Here is a 26674-nt window from a genome sequence, read left to right as displayed (position 1 = left end):
CCTCTCGTCGATGTCATCGGGAGCTGTACGGTGCCGGGTCCTGGAGGGCGTGGGAGGGCAGCGGGTGCCCCACGGTGCCGAGGCTCAGCAGGACGTGGCGTTCGGCGACCTGTTCGGCGGTGAGGGGCCCGTCGGGGCGGAACCAGTTGGCGACGCCCTGGCACATGATCAGGACCGCGCGGACGGCGTCGGCGGGGATCCCAGTGGTGAACACGCCCTCGGCGCGGCCGGCTTCGACCGTGTCGAGCAGCATGTGCTGGAGGTAGTCGCGCAGGGCCACGTAACGCGCCCGGTTGGCGGGCTCCAGACTGCGTATCTCGGTGTCCAGGAAAGCCAGCGACCTGCGGTGGGCCATGTAGAGCACGATCGACTCGACCATGCCGCAGAACCGCGCCAGCGGAGCGGGTCCCGCCTCCGCGGCCGCCGCCCGGCAACGGTCCAGGACGTCCTTGATGGACGTCTCCAGCAGGGTGGCCAGCAGGGCCTGCTTGTTCTCGTAGTGGTAGTACAGCGCGGGCACGGTGACGCCGACGCGGCCGGCGATGTTGCGGACCGAAGTGCCGTGATAGCCGTGCTCGTTGAAGGCCTCCATGGCGTGCACCAGGATCGGGTGCAGGTCCAGCGGCTCGTAGGAACGCCAGTGCCGCGCCGTGGCCGTGCTGTCCTGGCTCTGCTCGGTGCTCAACAACGTCTCCTCGGAATCAGTGCCTTCCTCGGGAGCTTAGCGATCGATAAGGGATCGCGGGAGAGGAACGGCGGATCCGCAGAGCAAGTGTGCGACTCCACCCCCTCGGGCCGTCAAGTGCCGCGGAAAGTCCCGCCGTTCAGGGCGTTGACCGATCGACCGGACGCTTCTACGTTCTTAGCGAACGCTCAGTAAGGTCCCGGTCGCGCGGCGGCGAGTCCCCCGTGCCCCGAGAGAGGAACCCATGAGCCACCACCCCCCTGATCCCTCCACCCGGGCCTGCGCCGGTCCGCTGGACGGCGTGCGCGTGGTCGAGCTGGCCGGCATCGGTCCCGGCCCGTTCGCCGCCATGCTGCTCGGCGACCTGGGCGCCGACGTGGTGCGCGTCGACCGTCCCACCCCCGGCCCGCTCGCCGGTGACCCCGCCCACGACGTGACCAACCGCAACAAGCGCTCGGTCCTGGTCGACCTCAAGGCCCCCGGCGGACCGGAGACCGTATGGGCCCTGGCCGCACGCGCCGACATCCTGGTGGAGGGATACCGCCCGGGGGTCGCGGAACGGCTCGGGGTCGGACCCGAGGAGTGCATGGCTGCCAACCCCGCCCTGGTGTACGGCCGGATGACGGGCTGGGGCCAGCGGGGCCCGCTCGCGCACCGGGCCGGACACGACATCGGCTACATCGCCACGGCAGGCGCCCTCTCCATGATCGGGGCACCGGACGGACCGCCCGCCGTCCCCGCCAACCTGCTCGGCGACTACGCGGGCGGCTCCCTCTACCTCACCACCGGCGTCCTGGCCGCGCTGCTCACCGCCCGCACCACCGGCCGCGGCCAGGTCGTGGACGCCGCGATCGTCGACGGCACGGCCCATCTCACCGCGCTCTTCTGGGGCATGCTCGCCGCGGGGACCTGGCGCGAGGCCCGCGGGGCCAACCTCCTCGACGGAGGCTCCCCGTACTACCGCGCGTACGAGACCGGCGACGGTGGCTGGATGGCGGTCGGCGCCCTGGAACCGCGCTTCTACACCACGTTCGTCACGCTGCTCGGCCTGACCGGGGACGATCTGCCGGACCGCTCGGACCCGCGCAACTGGCCGGAGCTCCAGGCCCTGTTCACCGCCCGTTTCAAGACCGCCTCCCGCGAGGAGTGGACGGCCGTCTTCGAGGGCACCGACGCCTGCGTCGCCCCCGTCCTCTCCCTGCGCGAGGCGGCGGACCATCCGCACCTGACCGGCCGCGGCACCTACACCGAGGCGCACGGCGTCACCCAGCCCGCACCCGCACCCCGGTTCTCCGCCACCCCCGGCACCCTGCGCCTGCCGCCCGCCGTCCCCGGCGCGCACACCGCCGACGTGGCCCGCGACTGGGACCTGCCCCACCTGCCCGAACCGCCGAAGGACCGCCGCTGATGGAAGTGTCCTCACCGCTGACGTACACGGGCGACCCGCGGGCGGCCGCGGACCGGGCCGCCGCCCTGGAGTCCGCCGGACTCGACGCCGTCTGGGTGGCCGAGGCGTACGGCTTCGACTCCCCGACGATCATGGGTTACCTGGCCGCCAGGACCGAGCGCATGCGCATCGGTTCGGCCATCCTGAACGTCTACTCGCGCAGCCCCGCCCTGATCGCCCAGACCGCCGCCGGACTCGACGCCCTCACCGGCGGCCGGGCCCTCCTCGGCATCGGCGCCTCCGGGCCGCAGGTCGTCGAGGGCTGGCACGGCCGCCGCTACGACCGCCCGCTGGGCCGCACCCGCGAGGTCATCGAGCTGTCGCGGCGGATCTGGCGGCGCGAGGTGATCGAGCACCACGGCATCACCGACCTGCCCCTGCCGCCCGAGAAGGGCGGCACCCTCGGCAAGCCCCTCAAGCTGCTCACCCACCCGGTGCGCGACACCATCCCCGTCCACGTCGCCGCGCTCGGCCCGGCCAACGTCCGGATGACCGCCGAACTGGCCGACGGCTGGCTGCCGTTCCTCTACGCCCCGGAACACGCCGCCAAGGTGTGGGGTCCGTCCCTGGCCGAGGGGGCCGCCAAGCGCGATCCCGCGCTCGGGCCGCTGGCGGTCGTCGCGGGCGGACTGCTCGCCATCGACGACGACGCCGAAGCGGTCCGCGACCTGATGCGCCCCACTGTCGCCCTGTACGTCGGCGGCATGGGCGCCCCGGGCCGCAACTTCTACCACGACCTGATCTGCTCCTACGGCTACGAGGCCGCCGCGGCCGCCATCCAGGAGCACTACCTCGCGGGCCGCAAGCGGGAGGCGGAGGCCGCCGTCCCCGCCGAACTGCTGGAGCAGATCTGCCTGGCGGGTCCCGAGGGCCACGTCCGCGAACGAGTCGAGGTGTTCCGCGAGTCGGGCGTGACGATGCTCGACGTCACGCCCGTCGGAGCGGATCCCGCCCGGCTGATCGAGCGAGTGAGGGGTTGGCTGTGACCTTCCGACGAGACCTGTACGGCCCCGAGCACGAGGCCTTCCGCGACACCGTGCGCGCCTTCCTCGCCAAGGAGGTGGCCCCGCACCACGAACGCTGGGAACGCAACGGCGCCGTCGACCGCGAGGTCTGGTACTCGGCGGGCCGCCAGGGCCTGCTGGGACCGGCCGTCGACGAGGAGTACGGCGGTGGTGGCAGCGAGGACTTCCGCTACAGCGCCGTCCTCATCGAGGAGTTCGCCCGCGCCGGAGCCTCCGGACTGGCTCTTAGCCTGCACAACGACATCGTCGGCCCGTACCTCACCCGGCTCGCCACCGAGGAGCAGAAGCGGCGCTGGCTGCCCGGCTTCGTCTCCGGCGACATCGTCACCGCCATCGCCATGACCGAACCCGGTGCCGGTTCCGACCTCCAGGGCATCCGCACCACGGCCACCGACCGGGGCGACCACTACCTGCTCAACGGCTCGAAGACCTTCATCTCCAACGGCATCCTCGCCGACCTCGTCGTCGTGGTCGCCCGCACCACGCCCGAGGGCGGCAGCGCCGGACAGAGCCTGCTCGTCGTCGAACGAGGCGCGGACGGCTTCGAACGAGGCCGCAACCTCGCGAAGATCGGCCAGAAGGCCCAGGACACCGCCGAACTGTTCTTCAACGACGTACGGGTCCCCAAGGAGAACCTGCTCGGCGAGGAGAACCGCGCCTTCACCTACCTGATGGGCAACCTCGCCCAGGAGCGGCTGGCCATCGCGGTCGGTGCCGCCGCGGCGGCCGAGGAGATCCTCGACATCACCACGCGCTACGTGAAGGAGCGCGAGGCCTTCGGCCGGCCGCTGGCCAGGCTCCAGCACGTCCGCTTCGAGATCGCCGAGATGGCCACCGAGGCGGCGGTCACCCGCACCTTCGTGGACCGCTGTGTCACCGAGCACGTCGCGGGGCGGCTCGACCCCGTGCACGCCTCGATGGCCAAGTGGTGGGCCACCGAACTCCAGAAGCGGGTCGTCGACCGCTGTCTGCAACTGCACGGCGGCTACGGCTACATGAGCGAGTACCGGGTGGCGCGGGCGTTCCTCGACGGGCGCATCCAGACCATCTACGGCGGCACCACCGAGATCATGAAGGAGATCATCGGCCGCTCCCTCCTGGGTTGAGCCGCCGACCGTTCCCGCCCTCGCCCGTGCGCTACCGCGGGCTGTCACACACCCACTGGGAGGACCCCCGAGGTGAGCACCGAAGCGTACGTGTACGACGCGATCCGCACCCCGCGCGGACGCGGCAAGGCGAACGGCGCCCTGCACGGCACGAAGCCCGTCGACCTGGTCGTCGGCCTCATCCACGAGATCCGCGCCCGTTTCCCCGGCCTCGATCCGGCCGCCGTGGACGACATCGTGCTCGGTGTCGTCGGACCGGTCGGCGACCAGGGCTCCGACATCGCCCGCATCGCGGCCATCGCCGCCGGGCTGCCGGACACGGTGGCCGGTGTGCAGGAGAACCGCTTCTGCGCCTCGGGCCTGGAGGCCGTCAACATGGCCGCCATGAAGGTGCGCTCCGGCTGGGAGGACCTGGTCCTCGCCGGCGGCGTCGAGTCCATGTCCCGCGTCCCGATGGGCAGCGACGGCGGGGCCTGGGCGCTGGACCCGCGCACGAACCACGACACCGGCTTCGTCCCGCAGGGCATCGGCGCCGACCTGATCGCGACCATCGAGGGCTTCTCGCGCCGCGACGTGGACGAGTACGCGGCACTGTCCCAGGAGCGGGCCGCCGTCGCCTGGAAGGACGGGCGTTTCGACCGGTCGGTCGTCCCCGTCGTGGACCGGAGCGGGCTGGTGGTCCTGGACCGGGACGAGCACATGCGGCCCGGCACCACCGCCCAGAGCCTGGCCGGGCTCAAGCCCTCGTTCGCGCTCCCCGGCGAGCTGGGCGGGTTCGACGCGGTGGCGCTGCAGAAGTACCACTGGGTGGAGAAGATCGACCACGTCCACCACGCGGGCAACTCCTCCGGCATCGTCGACGGCGCCTCCCTGGTTGTTGTCGGCAGCCGTGCCGCCGGTGAACGCAGCGGCCTCGTCCCTCGGGCCCGGATCGTCTCCGCCGCCGTATCGGGCGCCGATCCGACCATCATGCTCACCGGCCCCGCTCCCGCCTCCCGCAAGGCGCTGGCCAAGGCCGGGCTGACCATCGACGACATCGACCTGGTCGAGATCAACGAGGCGTTCGCGGCGGTCGTCCTGCGCTTCGTGAAGGACATGGGCCTGTCGCTGGACAAGGTCAACGTCAACGGCGGCGCGATCGCGCTCGGCCACCCGCTCGGCGCCACCGGCGCGATGATCCTCGGCACCCTCGTCGACGAACTCGAGCGCCGCGAGCTGCGGTACGGGCTGGCGACCCTGTGCGTGGGCGGCGGCATGGGCATCGCCACCGTCGTCGAGCGCGTCTGAACCCCGCGCGGCCGCCGCCGCCCGAGACCTTCTTGGAGACCACAGCCATGGACACCACCGCACGGCCCTCCACCATCCGCTGGGAGGAGTCCGGGGACCGCGTCGTCACCCTCGTCCTGGACGATCCGAGCCAGTCCGCCAACACCATGAACGCCGCGTTCATCGACTCGCTCGACGCCGTCGCGCAGCGGCTCGTGGACCGCCGTGACGACATCCGCGGCGTCGTCGTCACCTCGGCCAAGCAGAGCTTCTTCGCCGGCGGCGACCTGCGCGACCTGATCTCCGTCACCCAGGCGACCGCACAGCAGTCCTTCGAGGCGGGCATGCGCGTCAAGCGCTCGCTGCGCGCCCTGGAGACCCTGGGCAGGCCCGTCGTCGCGGCGATCAACGGCGCGGCGCTCGGTGGCGGTTACGAGATCGCGCTGGCCTGCCACCACCGCGTGGTCCTCGACACCCCGGCCGCCCGGGTGGGGCTCCCCGAAGTCACCCTGGGCCTGTTGCCGGGCGGCGGGGGAGTGACCCGCACCGTCCGGATGTTCGGCGTCGTGGACGCCCTGCGGACCGTTCTCCTGGAAGGCGCCCAGTACGGGCCGGCCGACGCCCTGGCAGCGGGACTGGTCGACGAGATCGCCGCCGACCGCGACGAACTCCTCGCCAGGGCGCGGGCGTTCGTGGACGCCCATCCGGAGTCCGCCCAGCCCTGGGACAAGCCCGGCCACCGCATCCCCGGCGGCACGCCCTCGCACCCGAAGCTAGCGGCCCAGCTCTCCGCCCTTCCCGCGCTGCTCAGGAAGCGGACCGGCGGCGCCCCGAGCCCGGCCCCGCGCAACATCCTCGCCGCCGCTGTGGAGACGGCCCAGGTCGACCTGGACACGGCCTTCGTCGTGGAGGCCCGGTACCTGACGGAACTCCTCACCGGTCAGATCACCAAAAACATGATCCAGGCGTTCTTCTTCGATCTTCAGGCGGTCAACTCGGGCGCGAACCGTCCGAAGGGTGTCGGGTCCCGGAAGGTGTCCAAGGTGGCTGTGCTGGGGGCGGGGATGATGGGCGCGGGCATCGCCTACTCCTGTGCCCGTGCGGGCATCGACGTCGTACTCAAGGACGTCTCGCTCGAGTCGGCGCTCAAGGGGAAGGCGTACTCGGAGAAGCTGTGTGCGAAGGCCGTGGCGAAGGGGCGTACGAGCCGGGAGAAGGCGGATGCTCTGCTGGCGCGGATCACGCCGACCGCGGAGGTCGGGGATCTGGCGGGGTGTGACGCGGTGATCGAGGCGGTGTTCGAGGACACCTCGCTGAAGCAGAAGGTGTTCCAGGAGATCGAGCACGTCGTGGTCCCCGACGCGTTGCTGTGTTCCAACACCTCGACGCTGCCGATCACGGCGCTGGCCGAGGGTGTCGAGCGGCAGGGCGACTTCATCGGGCTGCACTTCTTCTCGCCGGTGGACAGGATGCCGCTGGTGGAGATCATCAAGGGGGCGCGGACCGGCGACGGGGCGCTGGCCCGCGCTTTCGACCTGGTCCGGCAGATCGGCAAGACGCCGATCGTGGTCAACGATGCGCGGGGCTTCTTCACCTCCCGGGTCATCGGGCACTTCATCAACGAGGGTGTCGCGATGGTGGGGGAGGGTGTCGAGCCCGCGTCGGTGGAGCAGGCGGCGGCGCAGGCGGGTTACCCGGCCAAGGTGCTGTCCCTGATGGACGAACTGACCCTCACCCTTCCCCGCAAGATCCGTGAGGAGACGAAGCGGGCGGTGGAGGAGGCGGGCGGTGCCTGGAGCGCGCATCCCGCGGAGGCGGTCGTCGACCGCATGGTCGACGAGTTCGGCCGCCCGGGACGTTCCGGCGGTGCCGGGTTCTACGAGTACGGGGACGACGGGAAGCGCGCCGGGCTGTGGCCGGGGCTGCGTGAGCACTTCACGAAGCCGGGGTATGAGATCCCGTTCGCGGACATGCAGGAGCGGATGCTCTTCTCGGAGGCGCTGGACACCGTCCGGCTCCTGGAGGAGGGGGTGCTGACGTCGGTGGCCGACGCCAACATCGGCTCGGTCTTCGGCATCGGCTTCCCCGGCTGGACCGGCGGCGTCCTGCAGTACGTCAACGGCTACGAGGGTGGCCTGCCGGGCTTCGTGGCCCGTGCCCGCGAACTGGCCGACCGCTACGGCGAGCGCTTCACCCCGCCCCCGCTGCTGCTGCGCACGGCGGAACACGGCGAAACCTTCACGGACCTCTGACTCCGGCGTTTCCCAACCACCCGCAAGGAGGCCCCGATGACTCCAGAGCCCCGCACCGCCGGCGAACCACCCGACCCCCCGGCCCGGCGCACCCTGCCTCGGCTGCTGGCCCGCAACGCCCGTGACTACCCGCGACTCCCCGGTCTGTCCTGGCAGCCGCCGCAGGGAGACGGGAACGGCGACTGGACGACGCTCACCTGGGCGGAGATCCACGAGTACACCGAGCGCCTGGCCGCCGGTTACGCGGGACTCGGCGTCGGCCGCGGCGACCACGTGCTGATGATGATGGCCAACCGGCCCGAGCACTGGCTGTCCGACTTGGCGCTGGTCCGCCTCGGCGCCGTCCCGGTCAGCGTCTACGGCACCGCGGCCCCTGAGCAGGTCACCCACATCGCGCGCAACTGCCGGGCCCGCCTCGCCGTGGTGGAGGGTGCGGCACAGGTGGAGGCGTGGGAGCCGCTCCTGACCGACGCCGATACGCCGCTGGAGCGGCTCGTGGTCGCCGAGCCCGGCGCCGAGGGCGGCCACGTCCCGTACGCCGCCCTCCTGCGGGACCCGGCACCGGAGCGGTTCGCCAAGGAGCTGGACGCCGCGAGCCCGGAGGACCCTCTGACCGTCGTCTACACTTCCGGCACCACGGGCGAGCCCAAGGGCGTCGTCCTGACCCACCGCCAGGTGCTGGCCAACGCCCTCGCGCTGGACGCCGTGGTGGAGCTGCCGCCGCACGTGGAGCACATCTGCTATCTGCCGTTCGCCCACATCGCGGAGCGGATGCTCGGCATCTACCTGCCCTGTCACCGGGCTTCGCACGTCTACCTCTGCGCCGATCCGGCCGCCGTGGGCACGGTCGTGCGCAAGGTGCGTCCCGCGCAGTTCTTCGGCGTGCCGCGCATCTGGGAGAAGCTGTGCGCCGCCGTGCGGGCCGTCCTCTCCCTGATGCCGGCCGAGCAGCGCGCGGTCATCGACGCCGCCTCCGCGGTGGCCCGTGAGCACGTCGGGTACCGCGAGCGGGGCGAGTCGCCGCCCGCCGAGCTGGACGAGCGCTACACCCGCGCCCGCGAGGAGATCCTGCTGCCGCTGCTGGCGGCGGGCGGGCTCGACCGGGTGACCTGGGCGGCGAGCGCGTCGGCGCCGATGCCGGTCGACGTGGTCGACTTCTGGGCCGGGTTCGGTGTCGTGATCATGGATGCCTGGGGGCTGACCGAGACCACCGGCGTGGCCACCACCAACAGCCCGCGGACCGGGTTCCGGATCGGCTCGGTGGGACGCCCCGTGGACTCGGTGGAGGTCCGGCTCGCCCCGGACGGCGAGATCGAGGTGCGGGGCGAGTCCGTCTTCTCCGGCTACCTCCTGCCGGACGGATCGGTGCGCTCCGCCCTGGACGCCGACGGCTGGCTGGCCACCGGCGACATCGGACGGACGGACGAGGACGGCTACCTCTGGCTCACCGACCGGAAGAAGGAGATGATCATCACCTCGACCGGCAAGAACGTCTCTCCGGCCCTGGTGGAGAACGCGCTCAAGGAACACCCGCTGATCGGTCAGGCCCTGGTCCATGGCGACCGTCGCTCCTACCTGGTCGCCCTGCTGGTGCTGGACGCGGAGGCCGCCCCGGCCTGGGCCGCGGCCCACGGCGTCGAGGCGGACGGCACGGTGGCCGGGCTCGTGGCCCACCCGGCCGTGCGGGCCGAGGTGGACCGGGCGGTGGCCGCCGCCAACTCCCGGCTCAGCCGTACCGAGCAGGTGAAGCGGTACGAGCTGCTGGCCGGGGAATGGGGTCCGGCGACCGGCGAGCTGACGCCCTCGCTGAAGATGCGGCGCCGGGTCATCCGGGACAAGTACGCCGAGGCGCTGGCCGGGCTGTACGGGGACTGAGCACGGACTCGGCAGCCGGACCGACGGCGCCGCCCGCCTCCGGCCGGGGGAACGGGCGGCGCCGTCGGTCCGGCAACCGGCTCAGAGCCCGTACGTCTTGCCGATCACGTCCCGCTGGATCTCGCTGGTTCCGCCGTAGACCGTGGAGACGACCGCGGCCCGCAGGTGGCGCTCCATGTCGAACTCGGTCGTGTAGCCGTAGCCGCCCATCATCTGCATGCCCTCCAGGGCCGCCCGCTTGGCGACCTCCGTGGCCTTCAGCTTGGCCATCGACGCCTCCCTCGGGAACAGCCGGTCCGGCTCGGCGTCGCAGTCCAGGGCCACCTCGCGCACCAGCAGCCGGGTGCACTCGATCTCGGTGGCGAGGTCGGCCACCCGGTGCCGCAGCGCCTGGAAGGACCCGACGGGACGGCCGAACTGCTCGCGCTCGCGGACGTAGCCGAGCGCGTCGTCGAAGGCGCGGCGGGCCAGGCCCAGCATGGTCGAGGCCAGGAAGAGCCGCTCGTAGTTGAGTCCGGCCATCAACTGCCGCCAGCCGTCGTCGACCTGTCCCACCACGGCGTCGGCGGGCAGCCGGACGCCGGTGAGGAAGACGTCGTTGACCTCCCGGCCGCCCATGGTCTCGATACCCCGCACCTCCACGCCCGGGGTGTCGGCCGGCAGGTGGAACATGGTCAGTCCGCCGTGCTTGTCCTCGCCGGTGCGGGCCACCAGCAGGATGCTCCGTGCGCAGTGGGCGTTGGATATCCAGGTCTTCTGCCCGTCGATCAGCCACGTCCCGCCGGCCGCCCGCCGGGCCCGGCAGCGCAGCGCGCCGACGTCCGAACCGGCTTCCGGCTCGGACATGGCGATGGACAGGACGTCGCCGCGCACGGCACCGGACAGCACCTCGTGCCGCTGCTTCTCGGTGCCGAACCGCTCGTAGGCCTTGGCGGCGATGACAGTGGTGATGAATCCGCCGGCCGGGACCATCCCGTAGGAGGTCTCCTCCAGGAAGAGGCAGGCGTCGGCCAGTCCGCCGCCGGCACCCCCGTACTCCTCGGGCAGGCACACCCCGAGCCAGCCCAGTCCGGCGAGCCTGCCGTACAGCCCGGGGTGGTGCGCCCCGCGGCCCTCGCCCGTCAGCGTGTCGCGCTGCTGCCGGGTGCCGCACTCGCGCTTGGCGAAGTCTCTGACGGCCGCGACGAACGCGGACTGTTCTTCGGTGAGACGACTTCCCATCAGGTCCTCCAGGACTCGTGTGACAAAGTGGTGGTAGTTGTTTCTCGACCGCCCGGGACGGAGGTGCCGCTTCGTGACCACGGCCGCGAAGACCGAGACGGAGGACCCGACGGCGCGACGCATCCTCGACGCGGCGCTGGAGCAGTTCACCGTCTTCGGTCTGCGCCGTTCCTCCATGGACGACGTCGCCAAACGGGCCGGTGTCTCCCGCGTCACCGTCTACCGGCGCTTCGGGACCAAGGACACGCTGGTCGAGCAGACCCTGCTGCGCGAGAACAGCCGGTTCTTCCAACGACTGGACCAAGCGGTGGCCGCGCTGCCGACCATGGAGGAACGGGTCGTCGAGGGGTTCGTGGTCGCCCTGCGCCACACCCGCGCCCACCCCCTCTTCGGAGGCCTGCTGCGGCTGGAGCCCGAGGTGGTGCTGCCGTACCTGACCGTGCACGGCGGTTCCTCGCTCGCCGCCACCGTGGACTACCTGACGGGCCACCTGCGCCGGGCGCAGCAGGCCGAGGGCCGGCCCGGCGACGATCCGCGGCCCGTCGCCGAACTCATGGTGCGGGTGGCCGTCTCCTTCCTGCTCAACCCCGCCAGCTGCATCGAGATGGACGACGAGGGCCAGGCCCGCGCCTTCGCCCGTCGCTACCTGGCCCCGCTCCTCAACGCCTGAACGGCCGTGCCCCGAACGGCTGGTCAGTGCCGCAGGTGCAGCGCCCGGGCCAGCCGCACCGCGCGCTCCCGGGTGGCGGGCGGCACCTCGAAGGAGGTCAGCGCGATCGGCGGGGCGAACCGCTGCACGGTCGTCGACTGCACCGCCGTGAACGCCCGCAGCCCCTCCGCGCCGTGGATCCGCCCGAACCCGGAGTCCCGCGAGCCGCCGAATGGCAGCGCCGGCACGGCCGCGAAGCCCAGCACCGAGTTCACCGACACCGCCCCCGCGTGCAGCCGCGCCGCGATCGCGGCCCCGGTGCGCCGGCTGCCGCAGAACACCGCGGCCCCCAGGGCGTACCGGGAGTCGTTGGCGCGGGCCACCGCCTCGTCCACGTCGGCCACCGCGTCGACGGCGACGACCGGGCCGAAGGTCTCCTCCGTCATCGCCGCCGAGTCCGCCGGCGCACCGGTCAGGACGACGGACGCGACGTAGGGTGCCCGGACCGACTCGGGGCCGCCCAGCAGGGCCCGCGCGCCCGACGACACCGCCTCGGTCACGTGCCGCTCCACGGTCTCGATCTGGCCCGGCAGGGTCATCGGACCGTAGTGCGCGTCCCCGTCGGAGCCCGGCCGCAGCACGTCGGCCCGCCGCACCACCCGTTCGCACAGCGCCTCGTGGATCTCGCGCACGGCGTAGACGCGCTCCACTCCCGCACAGGTCTGCCCGGCGTTGCCGAACGCGCCCCACACGATCGCGTCGGCGGCGGCGTCCAGGTCCGCGTCCGCGGTGACGATCACCGCGTCCTTGCCGCCGCACTCGGCGAGGAACGGCGTCAGCGTCTCGGCGCAGACCGCCATCACCTCGCGCGCGGTCCCGGGCGACCCGGTGAACGCCAGCTTGTCGACCCCGGAGCGGGCCAGCGCCGCCCCGGTGGCGGCGGCGCCGGTGACGGCGGTGAGCAGCCCGGCGTGCGCGGGCACGGCCTCGTCGAAGACTGCGGCGAGCAGGACGCCGGTGCCCGGGGTCAGTTCGGACGGCTTGAGGACCACCGCGTTCCCCGCCGCCAGGGCGTACCCGACGGAACCCATCGGCGTGTAGCAGGGGTAGTTCCACGGGCCGATCACGCCCACCACCCCCAGCGGCCGGTGCACCAGCGAGGCCCGTTGGTGGACCGTGAACAGCCCGGTGCGCACCCGCCGCCGGCGCAGCACGCGGTCGGCGTTGCGCGCGGCCCACGCCAGGTGCTCCAGCGTGAGGACGACCTCCAGCTCGGCGTCACCGGCCGGCTTGCCGGTCTCCTCGGCGACGGTCCGGGCGACGGTGCCCAGCTCGCGGGCGAGCACCCGTTTCCAGCGCAGTAGTTGCTCCCGGCGACGGGCCGCGGGCAGCGCGGCCCACCCCGCCTGCGCCCGCCGGGCCCGCGCCACGGCCCGGGCGACCTCCTCGGGGCCGTCGACCGGATGCTCGGCCAGCGGCGCGCCGGTCGCCGGGGCGCGGGTGGTGAACGTCGTGGCACGGGGTGCGGCGTCCGGGGCGGTATCGGTCATCGGTCCCCCAGTGGGTCGAAGATACAAAATCCATATACTTGTTTCACGGGGGCGTGAGGGCGTCAATGGGTTCGTCGATACTCGCCGGGGACCGATGACCGACACCGCCACGGTCGGCGCGCAGGACGAACCGGCCGCCGTCCGTGCGCTCCGGCCGCTCCGGCATGTACCCGCGGGCGGGCTTGCCACCGACCGTGCGAACCACGGCACTTGGTGAGTCGGCGGCCCCGCGTCACGGCGTCAGGTCTGGGCGTCGAAGGCCAGGGAAGGCGGCAGGGGTTGCCCAGCCGCGCAGTACGGCGTCAATCGTTGACCGGAACGCGGTCTCGGCTGCGGTGCCATCGAGGCCGCCGGCCAGTTCGAGGGTCACGAGCCCGTGCAGGGCGACCCACAGCGAGACGGCGATCAGTGTGGTGTCGCCCGCGAGGATCCGGTCCGCCACGGCACGGTCGATCGCCGCGACAAGCGGTCGCACCGGGTCTCGGTCGCCGACCCGGGCCGACGGTACGAAGGACTGTGCGCCACCGAACAACACCGCGTACAGGTGCCGGTGTTCGCGTCCCCAATGGCGATACGCCACGGCCAACGCGTACAGATCCTCCAGGGCGGCCTCCGATCCGGGAACGGCCGTCAGGTCCTGGAACAGGCCGGCGACCGCCTGGTCACGGACCTCGCGGATCAGTCCGTCCTTGCCCTGGAACAGGGTGTACACCGCCGCCGTCGATGTTCCGGCGGCGGCGGCCAGCGCGCGGACTGTGACCGACTCCTGGGGGCGGGTGGCGAACATCTCGGTCGCGCATGCGACGAGCCGTTCTCTGACGGCGGCATCGTTCGTTCTCGGCCTTCCCATGGGGAGCAGTTTACCTATGCTGATAACATCGTTTCAAAACGACGTTCCAAAACCTTGGGGGCTCGCCATGTCACCGTCCGCCATACGTCCCTTGCGCGTGGTCGGCCGCCTGCTGACGGCAATCGCCGTGATGGTCGGGCTCGTCGCCCTCTTCCTGGCGCTGATCGTCGCCACCGACGGCGCGGGCTCGGGATTCGTCGCATGGTCGGCGACTGCCGGCATCGCGGTTCTCGCAGGGCTGTGGCGGGGCCGCCGCCGCTCGTGGCGGGGCCGGCTGGTGCCGTTCCTGCCGGTGCTCGTCGCATCGGCCCTGACGCTGTCGGTGTGCGTCCCTACTGTCCCCACGACGCGCCACTACCCGCCCGCCCCGCCGTTCGTGACCACCGAGCACTGGCGCCTGTCCACCGGCAGCCAGGTGGCCGTCTACCACTACCCGCCCACCGGCAACAGCCCTCGGCATCGCGTCCCGCTCGTCTACCTCAACGGCGGCCCGGTGCGCGGCATCTCCGTGCTCGACCACCGCTTCCTGCGGCGGCTCGCGGGACAGGGCTACGACGTGTACGCCTACGAACAGGCCGGTGGTGGACGCAGCGACCTGCTGCCCATGGACCAGTACTCGATCACCAGGTCCGTCCATGACCTCGGCGCCTTCGTCAGTGAACTCGGCAAGGGCCGCGCCGACGTACTGGGATTCTCCTCAGGCGCGGTCGTGCTCACCCGCGCGCTGGCCGACCCGGCCATCGCCGATCACCTGCGCCGGGCAGTCATCGCCGAGCCTGGCCCGATGGACGGCCCCACCGCCCGGATGGCCGGGCAGAAGGGCCGGCCGTCGGCCCGCGACCTCGCGCCGGCCATGACCGGACCGCGCTCCACACATGTCCCGCGGTACGCGGTCGCGTTCGGCCTCATGCGGCTCGGACTGCTCAGCCCGGACAACGGGCTGGTAGGACAGGCGGAGGGCGACAATGCCTTCACCGCTGCCGATCTCGGCAGCGACACCGCGTCCGCCTACTGTGCGCGGGACGCGCACCGCATCCCGGTCGAGGACACTGCGGAGAACTTCTCCTTCAGCGCCGCCGCCAGCCTCCGAATCCAGCAAACGATCAAAGACTCCCCCTCCATCGCCCCGCAGCTCAGGCGCTCCCGCACCCCCGCGATGCTGATGATCGCCGAGTGCTCCTCCCAGGTCCGACAGTGGCAAACAACCATCCTCGCGGACAACCCCGCCATCCGGCGCACCCAGTACATGCCCGGCGTCGGTCACCACATGTGGAACGGCCTGGGTGACAACGACCAACGAGCAGCCGCTGCCATCACCGCGTTCCTCCAGGACAAGCCCGCACCGCTGCCCGACTACCCGACCCGAGCCGACATCCCGGCCTTCCTCCGGGGCCACAAGTAGGCGCGCAGACCCATGGCATCACCTCCAAGGTGCAGGGAGGAGTTGGCGGGTTCCGGCCGTCCCGTGATTGCTCGGTGCGTGACACAGCATGCCGTTCGGGGTCAGTGCCACGAGCCGGTCCGCCTGCTCGGGGGTGCATGGGCTCGCGGGTTCAGGCGGCGGCGTTCATCAGGGCGAGGATGTCGGCGCCGGTCGCGAACGTCACCCGGTTCGGCTCCGCTCGGGCTCCGTGACCCTGTGGCGACACCAGGACGACCTGCGCACCTTCGTGGCGAGCCCCGAGCGCCGGCGGATCGTGCCTACCGCCACCGGGGCACCCTCGCACGATGGGGTACCTCCGGCTCCCCGTCGGCCGTCACCGACAGTGACCGTTTCTGATCGAGTCCGACCGGTTCTCCGTCATGCCGGAACGGTTGCGTATCCGGCTTATCGGTCTGTCGTACGAGGCCTCATACCAGAGCGGGACGTTGTCCGAGGGACTTTGGCAACTGCCCACCGCACATGAGGGGCAGCCGACTACTGTCAGTGTCCGTCGGGCGACGTAGGGCCGACGGACCAGTACACGGACCAGTACGAGGACACCGATGTCTCACCTCCGCGCCCCGGCCGCGCGAGCAGACCGCCGCGAGGGCGGACGGCACGGCCGGCCGGCCCCACGTACCACCGCCGCGCTGCCCGAGACCCACATACGGCCCCAACTCCTGAGGCTCGCCGTCCTGCCGCCGGTCGCGGTCGCCCTCAGCGCCTGCGCGGTCGTCCTGTTCACCGTCCGCTCCACCGGCACCCGGCCCGGGCCCGTCCTGTGGGCCGTTCTCGCCGGGGCGGTCTCGGTGACGGTCGCGGCCGTCGTGATCGCGGCCGTCGCCGCCGATCGCGCGGCGCGGTCCGTGCACGACCGCGTCGGCGCACTGCGCCGCAGCACCGCGCGCCAGGAGGGCGACCTGCGCGCCGTCGTGGAGGCGTTGCGCCGGGGCGAGTCGCCGACCCCGCGCACCCCGCGCGGCGGACCGCCGGACGACGCCGACGACTTCGACCTGCTCGCCGCGGACCTCTCCCGCGCCCACGACGGCGCCGTCACCGCCGTCGTCCGCGCCGCCCAGCTCTCCAGCCAGGCGGGCAGCGAACAGAAGCTGGAGGTCTTCGTCAACCTCGCACGGCGCCTGCAGTCCCTGGTGCACCGGGAGATCTCCATCCTGGACGAGCTGGAGAACGAGATCGAGGACCCCGACCTCCTCAAGGGCCTCTTCCACGTCGACCACCTCGCCACCCGCATCCGGCGCCACGCCGAGAACCTCGCCGTGCTCGGCGGTGCCGTCTCCCGTCGCCAGTGGAGCAACCCGGTCGACATGACCGAGGTGCTGCGCTCGGCCATCGCCGAGGTCGAGCAGTACTCCCGGGTCCGGCTGGTCCCGCCGATCGACGGCACCCTGCGCGGCCACGCCGTCGCCGACGTCATCCACCTGCTGGCCGAACTCGTCGAGAACGCCACCCTGTTCTCCGCCCCGCAGACCCAGGTGCTGATGCGGGCCAACCTCGTCACCTCGGGCCTCGCCGTCGAGGTCGAGGACCGGGGACTGGGCATGCCCGTCGGTGAGCAGGACCGGATGAACGCCCTGCTCGCCGACCCCGACCAGGTCAACGTCGCCCGCCTGCTCGCGGACGGGCGCATCGGACTGTTCGTCGTCTCCCAGCTCGCCAAGCGGCACGGCATCACCGTCCGGTTGCAGACCAACATCTACGGCGGGGTCCAGGCCGTCCTGGTCGTGCCGCAGGCCCTGCTGGGCACGGAGCCGGGCGCGCTCCCCGGGGGTGGCGCCCACCCGGACCGGCTCACCGGTGCCGGACCGGTGAGCGTGGCGTCGCCCCGGCAGCAGCCGCGGGCCGTGCCGCCCGCGGTGCCGCAGGCTCCGGACGTGTCCGCCACGGCGCACGTACCGTCCCCGAACGTGTCCGCCACGGCGTACGTACCGTCCCCGGACGCGCAGGTCTTCGGCGCACCGCACTTCGACACACCCGCTCCGGCCGCTTCTGCCGCACCGGGGCCGGTGCTCCCGGCCCCCGTCCCGCCCGCGCCCGTTCCCGTCCCCGCTTCCGAGGCGCCCGGTCCGGTCGAGGCCCGCGGGACCGCGGGCGAACCCGTGCCGCTGCCCGTGCGCGGCACGCACCGGACCCGTCCCACCCCGGCCGCCGCCGTGCCCGGAGTGCGGCCCGAGGACCGGGGCGTCCTCGCCGAACACGCGACCACCCCGCCCGTGCCGCGGCACAGCGCGGTGCGCGGCACCATGGGGAAGCCCCAACTGCCGCGCCGCCGTGCCCAGGAGCACCTCGTGCCCCAGTTGCGCGGCGGCCCCGCGCCCCGCCAGGAACCCGAGCAGTACACCGGGCACGACCCGGGCCTGATGGCGGCCTTCCAGCGCGGCGTCGGCCTCGCGGAGGCCCAGCAGCACACTGAACCCGCGCCACTGGCACCGACCCGGGGCGATCCGGGTGCGGCACCCGAATGACCCTTGGCACGACCACCTCCACCTTGCCCTCCACCCGGACGACCACCCCCGCCCCCATGACCACCCCCATGACCACCCCCATGACCACCCCCACCCCCACCCCCGCCCCCACGACCCGCGCTCCCGCAGACCTTCGTACCCCAAGGAGTCGATCCACCATGGCGAGCGATGCGCCGACCGGCCAAGTGTCCGACCTCGACTGGCTGATGAGCGGCCTCGTCCAGCGCGTTCCGCACACCAGCACCGCGGTGCTCCTGTCCGCCGACGGGCTCGTGAAGTCCGTCCACGGCCTCGACGCCGACAGCGCCGACCACATGGCGGCCCTGGCCTCCGGCCTGTACTCCCTCGGCCGCAGCGCCGGCGTCCGCTTCGGCGACGGCGGGGACGTGCGGCAGGTAGTCGTCGAACTCGACTCGACCCTGCTCTTCGTCACCACCGCGGGCTCCGGCACCTGCCTCGCCGTGCTGGCCGGCCGCGAGGCCGACGCGGCCGTCCTCGGCTACGAGATGGCGATGCTGGTCAAGAGCGTCCGCCCCTACCTGGTCACCGCGCCCCGGCAGCACTCCGTCGAACCCCCGGCGATGAGGCCTTGACGGTGGCCGCGGCCGGCGACGGGCCCTGGCTCGACGACGCCGCCGGACGGCTGGTGCGCCCTTTCACCGTCAGCAACGGCCGTACCCGGCCCACCGTCGCGCTCGACCTGATGTCCCAGGTCATGGCCACCGGGGCGACCCCCCTCGGCTACCTCGGACCCGAGCACACGCAGGCACTCGACCTGTGCCGGGCGCCCCTCCCGGTCGCCGAACTCGCCGCCCACCTGCGGCTTCCGGTGGCGGTCACCAAGGTGCTGCTCTCGGACCTCGTCGACTGCGGCGCGCTGACCACCAAACCCCCCGCCGCGTTCCACCACCACCCCACGGACCGGGCCCTTCTGGAGGCAGTGCTCGATGGACTACGACGACAGCTCTGACCACACACACGGCGAAGGCGCCGACCCGTTCCCCACCGCCCTGAAGATCCTCGTGGCGGGCGGATTCGGCGTCGGCAAGACGACCTTCGTCGGCGCGGTCAGCGAGATCGCGCCGCTGAGCACGGAGGAACTGCTCACCACGGTCAGCGCCGCGACCGACAACCTCGACGGAATCGAGAACAAACTCGAAACGACCGTGGCCATGGACTTCGGCCGCCTCACCCTCGACCCCGAACACGTCCTGTACCTGTTCGGGACACCCGGCCAGGAACGCTTCTGGTTCATGTGGGACGAACTGTGCGAGGGAGCGCTCGGGGCGGTGATCATCGCCGACACCCGACGCCTGGAGGAGTCCTTCGCCGCCGTCGACTTCTTCGAGGAACGCGGACTCGGCTTCGTCGTCGCGATCAACGAGTTCGACGGCTCCTACCGCTACGACCCCGAGGAGGTGCGCGCGGCCATGGACCTGCACCCCGAGATCCCGATCGTGCGCTGCGACGCCCGGATCTCCAGCTCCGGCGTACAGACGCTGCTCACCCTCGTCCGCCACCTCATCGCCCACACCCCGGCCCCGACGTCGGGGTTCGGCGCCGGAGTCCGCCCATGAGCTACGACCCGCCGCGCCCGGCCGGACGTCTGCTGCTCACCCCCGAGGACCGGGAGGCCCCCACCCGGGTACGGCGGCTGCGCCGGCTCGGCCTGGCGGAACGCGCCGACCCGGCCCTCGACGCCTTCGCCGCCCACCTCGCCCACCTCGCCGAGGCGCCGTACGCGATGGTCAACTTCCTGGTGGAGGGCGGGCAGTTCTTCGCCGGACTGCGGGTGCCGGAGGTCCCGCCGGTGACGCGGGGCGACGGGACCAGCCCCGAGTTCGGCCGGGTCCAGCCCCGGGACCACGGCTTCTGCCCCCACGTGGTGGTCCGGCGCAAGGCGCTGGTCCTGGAGGACGTGCGCGACTACCCGCGCTTCGCGGGCAACCCCGTCGTCGACGCGTTCGGCATCCGCTCCTACCTGGGCGCCCCGCTCATCGACAGCACCGGGACGGTGCTGGGCACCGTGTCCGCCGCGGACGTCCAGCCCCGGACCTGGGGGACCGCGGGCCTGGCCACGATCAAGACGACGGCGGCCGACCTCGTACGGCGCATCGAACGCAGCGCGGAGGACGGGCTCCCCCTGTGAGCGGCGGCAGGCCCTCGCCGGGCGCACGCGGGCCCTCGCCGGGCGCGTGAAGGAAAGCTGCGGCCAGGCTTAAGAAAGGCTCGATGGACCGGGGACGGTGTCGTACGGCAGATTGCTGTGCGATTCCCCTCCCCTCCCCGGACGCGGGCCGCTTCGGCATGCCCACCGCCGGGACCTCTCACCCCCGTCAGGAGCCGTAGCGTTGAAGGCGCTGGTCAAGGAGAAGGCGGAGCCCGGGCTGTGGCTCGCGGACGTCCCGGAGCCCACCATCGGGTCCGGTGACGTCCTCATCAAGGTGCTGCGCACCGGCATCTGCGGCACCGACCTGCACATCCGGGCCTGGGACGGCTGGGCGCAGCAGGCCATCCGCACCCCGCTCGTCGTCGGCCACGAGTTCGTCGGCGAGGTCGTCGGCACTGGGCGCGACGTCACCGACATCAAGACCGGCGACCGCGTCAGCGGCGAGGGCCACCTGGTCTGCGGCAAGTGCCGCAACTGCCTGGCCGGACGGCGCCACCTGTGCCGCGCGACCGTCGGGCTCGGCGTCGGCCGGGACGGGGCGTTCGCCGAGTACGTGGCCCTGCCCGCGTCCAACGTCTGGGTGCACCGGGTCCCCGTCGACCTCGACGTCGCCGCGATCTTCGATCCGTTCGGCAACGCCGTGCACACCGCGCTGTCCTTCCCGCTGGTCGGCGAGGACGTCCTCATCACCGGCGCCGGACCGATCGGCCTGATGGCCGCCGCCGTGGCCCGGCACGCCGGCGCCCGCAACGTCGTCATCACCGACGTGAGCGAGGAGCGGCTGGAACTGGCCCGCAAGGTCGGCGTCAGCCTCGCCCTGAACGTCTCGGCCGCCACCATCGCCGACGGACAGCGCGAGCTGGGCCTGCGCGAGGGCTTCGACATCGGCCTGGAGATGTCGGGCCGCCCCGAGGCCATGCGCGACATGATCGCCAACATGACGCACGGCGGCCGGATCGCCATGCTCGGCCTGCCCGCCGAGGAGTTCCCGGTCGACTGGGCCCGGATCGTCACCTCCATGATCACCGTCAAGGGCATCTACGGCCGCGAGATGTTCGAGACCTGGTACGCCATGTCCGTGCTGCTCGAAGGCGGCCTCGACCTCGCCCCGGTGATCACCGGCCGGTACTCCCACCGCGACTTCGAGGCCGCGTTCGCCGACGCCGCGAGCGGCCGCGGCGGCAAGGTCATCCTCGACTGGACCGCGTGAGCCACCCCCGCAACTTCCGTATCCCCAGGAGCTTCTGAGATGTTCGACTCCGTGCGCGACGACCTGCGCGCCACCCTCGACGAGATCCGCGCCGCCGGCCTGCACAAGCCCGAGCGCGTCATCGGCACCCCGCAGTCCGCGACCGTCAACGTCACCGCGGGCGGCCGCCCCGGCGAGGTCCTCAACTTCTGCGCCAACAACTACCTCGGCCTCGCCGACCACCCCGAGGTCGTCGCCGCCGCCCACGAGGCGCTGGACCGCTGGGGCTACGGCATGGCCTCCGTGCGCTTCATCTGCGGCACCCAGGAGGTGCACAAGGAACTGGAGGCCCGGCTCTCCGCGTTCCTCGGCCAGGAGGACACGATCCTCTACTCCTCCTGCTTCGACGCCAACGGCGGCGTCTTCGAGACCCTGCTGGGCCCCGAGGACGCGGTGATCTCCGACGCCCTCAACCACGCCTCGATCATCGACGGCATCCGGCTGTCCAAGGCCAAGCGGCTGCGCTACGCCAACCGCGACATGGCCGACCTGGAGGCGCAGCTCAAGGCCGCCGGCGAGGCCCGCCGCAAGCTGATCGTCACCGACGGCGTCTTCTCCATGGACGGCTACGTCGCCCCGCTCGACGAGATCTGCGACCTCGCCGACCGCTACGACGCCATGGTCATGGTCGACGACTCGCACGCCGTGGGCTTCGTCGGCCCGGGCGGCCGCGGCACCCCCGAGCTGCACGGCGTCATGGACCGCGTCGACATCATCACCGGCACCCTCGGCAAGGCGCTGGGCGGCGCCTCCGGCGGCTACGTCGCCGCCCGCGCCGAGATCGTCGCCCTGCTGCGCCAGCGCTCGCGTCCCTACCTCTTCTCCAACACCCTCGCCCCGGTGATCGCCGCCGCCTCCCTCAAGGTGCTCGACCTGCTGGAGTCGGCCGACGACCTGCGCGTACGGCTCGCCGAGAACACCGCCCTGTTCCGCCGCCGGATGACCGAGGAGGGCTTCGACATCCTCCCCGGCGACCACGCCATCGCGCCCGTCATGATCGGCGACGCGACGGAGGCGGGCCGCATGGCCGAGCTGCTCCTGGAGCGCGGCGTGTACGTGATCGGCTTCTCCTACCCGGTCGTCCCGCAGGACAAGGCCCGTATCCGCGTCCAGCTCTCCGCCGCCCACTCCACGGACGACGTGAACCGCGCGGTGGACGCCTTCGTCGCGGCCCGGGAGCAGCTGGCGGCCTGAGAGACCCCCGGTGACCTGAGAGAATCGATCCCATGATCGAGGCACGGCGGCTGCACATCCTGCGCGCGGTGGCGGACCACCGCACCGTGACGGCGGCGGCCGCCGCGCTGTACCTCACCCCGTCGGCGGTCTCCCAGCAGCTCGCCGCGCTGGAGCAGGAGACCGGGCACCGCCTGGTCGAGCGCGGCGCCAAGGGCGTGCGGCTGACCCCCGCCGGGGAGATCCTGCTCAGTCACACCAACGCCGTGCTCGCCCAGCTGGAGCGGGCGGAGGCCGAGCTGGCCGCGTACAGCTCGGGCGAGGCCGGGACGATCACGGTCGCCTCCTTCGCGACGGGCATCGCCCTCGTCGTCGCGCCCGCCCTGGCCCGCCTCGCCGACTCGGCGCCCGGCATCCGGGTCCGCGTCCAGGACGCCGAGGGCGACGCCAGCCTGCCGATGGTCCTGGACCGGCAGGTCGACGTCGCGGTCGCCGTCGAGTACCGCGGGGCGCCGGCCGCCGACGACCCGCGCCTGACCCATGTCCCGCTGTACGCCGAGCCCTTCGACGCGGTCGTCCCGGTCGCCCACCGCCTCGCCGGTGCCGACGAGGTGCCGCTCGCCGAGCTGGCCAAGGACACCTGGATCGGCCCCTACCCGGGCAACCCGTGCCACGACGTGGTCGTGCTGGCCTGCGAGAGCGCCGGGTTCCAGCCCCGCCTCGAACACTCCTCGGACGACTTCCGCGCCGTGGTGTCCCTCGCCGCGGCCGACGCCGGGGTGGCACTCGTCCCGCGCTCGGCGCTGCTCGGCACCGACCTGACCGGCGTGGTCGTCCGCCCGGTCGACGGGGTGGCGCCCACCCGCCGGGTCTTCGCGGCCGTACGGCGGGGAGCGGAGGGGCACCCGCTGATCCGCCCGGTCCTCGACGCACTCGGCGACGCGGCCCGGGCGTGAGCCTTCCGTAAACATGGACGTCTCGCCAGCGGGATAGCGTCCCGGATATGAGAGAAGACGACGTCGTCGCGGATCCGGTGGACGCCCGGCTCGCCGCCCGGCTGGCCGAACTGCGGGCCGAACGCGGGTGGTCGCTGGGGGAGCTGGCGGAGCGCAGCGGGGTGAGCCGGTCTTCGCTGTCCAGGGCCGAGCGGGCCGAGACCAGCCCCACCGCCGCCGTACTGAACCGCCTGTGCGCGGTCTACGGAAGGACCATGTCCCGGCTGCTCAGCGAGGTCGAGGCGGAACCCGCGCTGCTGGTACGGGCCGCCGAGCAACCCGTGTGGGAGGACCGCCCGGCCGGGTTCGTACGCCGCTCGGTGTCCCCGCCGCACGCGGGACTGCGCGGCGAGCTCGTCGAGGGACGGCTCGCGGCGGGCGCCGACATCGCCTACGACCGGCCGCCGGTGCCCGGCCTGGAGCAGCACGTCTGGCTCCTGGAAGGGACCCTGGAGATCACGGCGCAGGACGTGGAGCACCAGCTCGCCGCCGGTGACTGCCTGCGGATGCGGGTGTGGGGGCCCACGCGGTTCCGGTGTCCCGGACCCGAGGGCGCCCGTTACGCGCTGGCGGTGGTGCTGCCGTGAACGTGGAACGGGTCGACGAGCACGGGGTGACGGCGCTGCTGGACGGCTTGGCCGCGCTGCTCACCGAAACCGTCGCGGGCGGCGCCTCCGTCGGCTTCCTCGCCCCGCTCACTCACGCGGAGGCCGAGCACTGGTGGCGGGGGCGGGCCGCCGCGGTCGCCGCCGGTCGACTCGCCGTCTGGGTGGCACGGGACGGGCACCGGGTGACCGGGACCGTGAGCCTTGCCCTGCCGGACAAGCCCAACAGCCGCCACCGCGCGGAGCTGGTCAAGCTCATGGTGTCCCGCGGCGCCCGCGGCCGGGGGCTGGGCCGCCGGCTGCTGGCCACCGCCGAGGGGGCGGCCGCGGCGGCCGGAATCACCCTCCTCCACCTGGACACCGAGACCGGCAGCCCCGCCGAGCACCTGTACCGGTCCGCCGGGTGGACCCGGGCGGGCACGATCCCCGACTACGCGGCGGACCCGAGGGGGGAACTGCGGCCGACGACGCTCTACTTCAAGCAGGTCGGCGTGCGGCTGGGCGCATCCGCCGTCGCCGGGTGATTGTCGGTGGCGGCGGATACCGTGCCTGTCATGCCGGACGCAGAAGACGTACGCCGTATCGCCCTGTCCCTGCCGGACACGACGGAGAAGACCGCCTGGAGCATGCCCACCTTCCGGGTCGCGGGCAAGATGTTCGCGACGCTGCCCGAGGACGAGACCTCCCTCGCGGTGCGCTGCCCGAAGGAGGAGCGCGACGAACTGGTGCTGGCCGAGCCGGAGAAGTTCTGGATCGCCGGACACGAGGCCCAGTTCGCCTGGGTGCGGGCCCGGCTCGCCGCCCTGGAGGGCGAGGACGAGCTGCGCGACATCCTCGCCGACTCCTGGCGCCAGGCGGCCCCGACACGGCTGCTGGAGGCCCACCCCCGGCTGGGGCTGCCGGCCGGGGGCTGAAAACCCCTCGGGCGTTGTCAGTGCCCCGTGGCATGCTCCGAAGACGTGCGTGACAGCCGGGGCCGGAGGGGGGTCCCGGCTGTCGGACGTACGGTGCCGCGGGAGGGCAAGGGGAGCGCGGGGTAAGCGCAGGGAAGCGCACGGGGAGGGGAGAGCACGGGATGGCCGGTACGTCATCACGGCCGACGGCGGGGCGAGCCGTCTGGTCGCGGGACTTCGCGCTGTTCTTCGCCGCCCGGGCCGTGGCTCGCCTCGGCGACACCATGCTGCCCGTGGCGCTCGCCGCCGGCCTGCTCCAGCACGGGTACGGGGCGGGCGCGGTCGGCCTGGCCATGGCCGCGACGGCCGCCGCCTTCGCCGGTCTGGTCGTCTTCGGCGGAGTCCTCGCCGACCGCTTCAGCACCCGCAAGCTGATGATCGGCGCCGATCTGGTACGGCTCGGCACCCAGGCACTGGCCGCCGCGCTCTTCTTCTCCGGACACGTCGTGCTCTGGCAGATCTGCGCCATCGGCTTCGCCAACGGTGTCGCGGGCGCCGTCTTCCAGCCCGGCGTCGCCAGCACCGTGCCCCGGCTCGCCTCCGACGTCCAGGGAGCCAACGGCGCGATACGCGTGGCCGAGTCCGCCGCCCAGCTCGCCGGCCCCGCCGTGGCCGGTCTCCTGGTCGGCTTCGCCTCACCGGGCGGGGTCTTCGCCGCCCACGCCACCACCTACGCGATCAGCGCCCTGTGCCTCCTGCTGCTCCGGCTGCCCCCGCCCGCACCGGGGAGCCGTGCGGTGTCCGGCCGCGGGAGCAAGGCCTTCCGCGCCGACCTCGTCCAGGGGTGGCGCGAGTTCCGTTCGCGCCGGTGGCTGTGGAGCGTCATAGCCGTCTGGTGCGTCTACATGATCGCCGTCTGGGGCCCGACCGTCCCCCTGGTCGCCACCGAGGTGGTGCAGGAGCACGGCCCGCGCGCCTACGGGCTGGTCAACTCCGCCCTGGGCGCGGGAACCGTCGTGGGCGGTCTCCTCGCCCTGCGGCTGCGGCCGCTGCGCATGCTCCGAGCCGGTGCGATCGCCCTCGTCGGCTTCGCCGCCTTTCCCGCGAGCGTCGGCGCCGGGCTCGGCGTCCCCGCCATGGCGGCCGGAGCCGCCGTCGCCGGGGCCGGCATGTCCTTCTGGGGCGTGATGTGGGCGACCAGCGTGCAGACCCAGGTTCCGCCGGACGTCCTCAACCGCATCCACGCCTACGACGTGGCGGGCTCCCTCGCGATGATGCCGGTCGGCCAGGCCCTCGCGGGTCCGGCCGCCGCGGCCCTCGGCGCCGACCACGTACTGCTCGTCGCGGGTGCGACCAGCTTCGCCGTGTGCGCCGCCCTGCTCCTGATACCGGCGGTGCGCGGACTGGTGCGGGTGGACCCGGCCGGGGCGGGCTCGAGCGGGACCGCGGCCGCCGCGGGCGAGCCGTCCCGCACCCAGAAGTGCTGACGCCGCCGGACCGCGCCCAGGAAAAGCGGTGCGCGACCACCGGCCCGAGTGCGGTATGGTTTTCCTGCGCGTTCGACCGGGGGAAAGCCCAGGTCAGGCGGGCAACGGGACGTGGCGCAGCTTGGTAGCGCACTTGACTGGGGGTCAAGGGGTCGCAGGTTCAAATCCTGTCGTCCCGACTGGAGACAGTCGTTGACCGAGGGGCGGGTTGGGGGGGATACCCAAACCCCCCCCCCTTGTTGTACCAGCGGCGGGCCGGGGCGCGCCGGC

General features: G+C 72.8%; 24 protein-coding genes and 1 tRNA gene. 21 read left to right on the top strand and 4 right to left on the bottom strand.

All coding sequences use genetic code 11. From position 1 onward, the window contains the following. Positions 1-13: 13 nt before the first annotated feature. Entirely contained in the window at positions 14-685 is a 672-nt protein-coding gene (locus ACFYZ3_RS12935) for a TetR/AcrR family transcriptional regulator (protein ID WP_388516043.1), read from the bottom strand. A 244-nt stretch (positions 686-929) separates the two neighbouring features. Between ACFYZ3_RS12935 and ACFYZ3_RS12930 the strand changes: the two genes are divergently transcribed. The 6 genes from ACFYZ3_RS12930 (at position 930) to ACFYZ3_RS12905 (ending at position 9656) form a co-directional block, all read left to right on the top strand. Next, a complete protein-coding gene (locus ACFYZ3_RS12930; RefSeq protein ID WP_388516041.1) occupies positions 930-2093 on the top strand; it encodes a CaiB/BaiF CoA transferase family protein in 1164 nt (387 codons plus the stop codon). Continuing rightward, the gene (locus ACFYZ3_RS12925) at positions 2093-3118 is read left to right on the top strand and encodes an LLM class F420-dependent oxidoreductase (RefSeq protein WP_388516039.1); all 1026 of its coding nucleotides are present in this window, start codon (positions 2093-2095) and stop codon (positions 3116-3118) included. The genes ACFYZ3_RS12930 and ACFYZ3_RS12925 overlap by 1 nt, the downstream gene beginning before the upstream one ends. Further along, a complete protein-coding gene (locus ACFYZ3_RS12920) occupies positions 3115-4263 on the top strand; it encodes a long-chain specific acyl-CoA dehydrogenase (RefSeq protein WP_388516037.1) in 1149 nt (382 codons plus the stop codon). Before ACFYZ3_RS12925 ends, ACFYZ3_RS12920 begins: the two co-directional genes overlap by 4 nt. Positions 4264-4335: 72 nt before the next feature. Then, the gene (locus ACFYZ3_RS12915; protein ID WP_388516035.1) at positions 4336-5550 is read left to right on the top strand and encodes an acetyl-CoA C-acetyltransferase; all 1215 of its coding nucleotides are present in this window, start codon (positions 4336-4338) and stop codon (positions 5548-5550) included. Between the two features lie 47 nt (positions 5551-5597). Next, positions 5598-7781, top strand: a complete 2184-nt coding sequence (locus ACFYZ3_RS12910; protein WP_388516033.1) for a 3-hydroxyacyl-CoA dehydrogenase NAD-binding domain-containing protein — start codon at positions 5598-5600, stop codon at positions 7779-7781. 36 nt (positions 7782-7817) lie between these two features. After that, complete coding sequence (locus ACFYZ3_RS12905; RefSeq protein WP_388516031.1) at positions 7818-9656, top strand: AMP-dependent synthetase/ligase; 1839 nt, start codon at positions 7818-7820, stop codon at positions 9654-9656. 81 nt (positions 9657-9737) lie between these two features. Here ACFYZ3_RS12905 and ACFYZ3_RS12900 read toward each other — a convergent pair whose 3' ends face one another. Then, positions 9738-10877 carry an acyl-CoA dehydrogenase family protein gene (locus ACFYZ3_RS12900; protein ID WP_388516029.1) on the bottom strand — a complete coding sequence of 380 codons (1140 nt, stop codon included), beginning with the start codon at positions 10875-10877 and terminating at the stop codon, positions 9738-9740. Positions 10878-10950: 73 nt separating this feature from the next. Between ACFYZ3_RS12900 and ACFYZ3_RS12895 the strand changes: the two genes are divergently transcribed. Beyond that, positions 10951-11547 carry a TetR/AcrR family transcriptional regulator gene (locus ACFYZ3_RS12895; RefSeq protein ID WP_388516027.1) on the top strand — a complete coding sequence of 199 codons (597 nt, stop codon included), beginning with the start codon at positions 10951-10953 and terminating at the stop codon, positions 11545-11547. Between the two features lie 23 nt (positions 11548-11570). On the opposite strand, the gene ACFYZ3_RS12890 is transcribed toward ACFYZ3_RS12895, so the two are convergent. Together ACFYZ3_RS12890 and ACFYZ3_RS12885 are read right to left on the bottom strand one after the other, a co-directional pair. Next, a complete protein-coding gene (locus ACFYZ3_RS12890) occupies positions 11571-13076 on the bottom strand; it encodes an aldehyde dehydrogenase family protein (protein ID WP_388516026.1) in 1506 nt (501 codons plus the stop codon). 232 nt (positions 13077-13308) lie between these two features. After that, positions 13309-13926, bottom strand: a complete 618-nt coding sequence (locus ACFYZ3_RS12885) for a TetR/AcrR family transcriptional regulator (protein WP_388516025.1) — start codon at positions 13924-13926, stop codon at positions 13309-13311. A 67-nt stretch (positions 13927-13993) separates the two neighbouring features. On the opposite strand from ACFYZ3_RS12885, the gene ACFYZ3_RS12880 reads away from it, so the two are divergent. The 14 genes from ACFYZ3_RS12880 to ACFYZ3_RS12815 all read left to right on the top strand — a co-directional run bounded on the left by ACFYZ3_RS12880 (position 13994) and on the right by ACFYZ3_RS12815 (position 26583). After that, positions 13994-15328 (top strand): alpha/beta fold hydrolase, encoded by a 1335-nt coding sequence (locus ACFYZ3_RS12880; protein WP_388516023.1) that lies wholly within the window; start codon positions 13994-13996, stop codon positions 15326-15328. A gap of 584 nt (positions 15329-15912) precedes the next feature. Beyond that, complete coding sequence (locus ACFYZ3_RS12875) at positions 15913-17832, top strand: ATP-binding protein (protein WP_388516022.1); 1920 nt, start codon at positions 15913-15915, stop codon at positions 17830-17832. Between the two features lie 158 nt (positions 17833-17990). Then, a complete protein-coding gene (locus ACFYZ3_RS12870) occupies positions 17991-18425 on the top strand; it encodes a roadblock/LC7 domain-containing protein (protein ID WP_388516020.1) in 435 nt (144 codons plus the stop codon). A 2-nt stretch (positions 18426-18427) separates the two neighbouring features. Beyond that, on the top strand, positions 18428-18802 hold the full coding sequence (locus ACFYZ3_RS12865) for a DUF742 domain-containing protein (RefSeq protein WP_003972202.1): 375 nt from the start codon (positions 18428-18430) through the stop codon (positions 18800-18802). Next, positions 18780-19409, top strand: coding sequence for an ATP/GTP-binding protein (locus tag ACFYZ3_RS12860; protein ID WP_174854956.1), 630 nt, complete (start codon positions 18780-18782; stop codon positions 19407-19409). Before ACFYZ3_RS12865 ends, ACFYZ3_RS12860 begins: the two co-directional genes overlap by 23 nt. Next, positions 19406-19981, top strand: a complete 576-nt coding sequence (locus ACFYZ3_RS12855) for a GAF domain-containing protein (RefSeq protein WP_388516018.1) — start codon at positions 19406-19408, stop codon at positions 19979-19981. Before ACFYZ3_RS12860 ends, ACFYZ3_RS12855 begins: the two co-directional genes overlap by 4 nt. Positions 19982-20183: 202 nt before the next feature. Beyond that, positions 20184-21212 (top strand): L-threonine 3-dehydrogenase, encoded by a 1029-nt coding sequence (tdh, locus tag ACFYZ3_RS12850; RefSeq protein ID WP_388516016.1) that lies wholly within the window; start codon positions 20184-20186, stop codon positions 21210-21212. Positions 21213-21251: 39 nt separating this feature from the next. Next, positions 21252-22445 carry a glycine C-acetyltransferase gene (locus ACFYZ3_RS12845; RefSeq protein ID WP_388516014.1) on the top strand — a complete coding sequence of 398 codons (1194 nt, stop codon included), beginning with the start codon at positions 21252-21254 and terminating at the stop codon, positions 22443-22445. A gap of 32 nt (positions 22446-22477) precedes the next feature. After that, on the top strand, positions 22478-23380 hold the full coding sequence (locus tag ACFYZ3_RS12840; RefSeq protein WP_388516012.1) for a LysR family transcriptional regulator: 903 nt from the start codon (positions 22478-22480) through the stop codon (positions 23378-23380). A 47-nt stretch (positions 23381-23427) separates the two neighbouring features. Then, a complete protein-coding gene (locus ACFYZ3_RS12835; RefSeq protein WP_388516010.1) occupies positions 23428-24006 on the top strand; it encodes a helix-turn-helix domain-containing protein in 579 nt (192 codons plus the stop codon). Continuing rightward, entirely contained in the window at positions 24003-24548 is a 546-nt protein-coding gene (locus ACFYZ3_RS12830; protein ID WP_388516008.1) for a GNAT family N-acetyltransferase, read from the top strand. Before ACFYZ3_RS12835 ends, ACFYZ3_RS12830 begins: the two co-directional genes overlap by 4 nt. A 30-nt stretch (positions 24549-24578) precedes the next feature. Next, positions 24579-24938 carry an MmcQ/YjbR family DNA-binding protein gene (locus tag ACFYZ3_RS12825; RefSeq protein WP_388516006.1) on the top strand — a complete coding sequence of 120 codons (360 nt, stop codon included), beginning with the start codon at positions 24579-24581 and terminating at the stop codon, positions 24936-24938. A gap of 161 nt (positions 24939-25099) precedes the next feature. Continuing rightward, a complete protein-coding gene (locus tag ACFYZ3_RS12820) occupies positions 25100-26404 on the top strand; it encodes an MFS transporter (protein ID WP_388516004.1) in 1305 nt (434 codons plus the stop codon). Positions 26405-26509: 105 nt separating this feature from the next. Then, positions 26510-26583 (top strand) — tRNA-Pro (locus ACFYZ3_RS12815). Positions 26584-26674 lie beyond the last annotated feature (91 nt).

It is taken from the genome of Streptomyces sp. NPDC001599, assembly GCF_042893535.1.
GTDB lineage: Bacteria > Actinomycetota > Actinomycetes > Streptomycetales > Streptomycetaceae > Streptomyces.
This window is presented reverse-complemented; position numbering and strand designations above follow the sequence as displayed.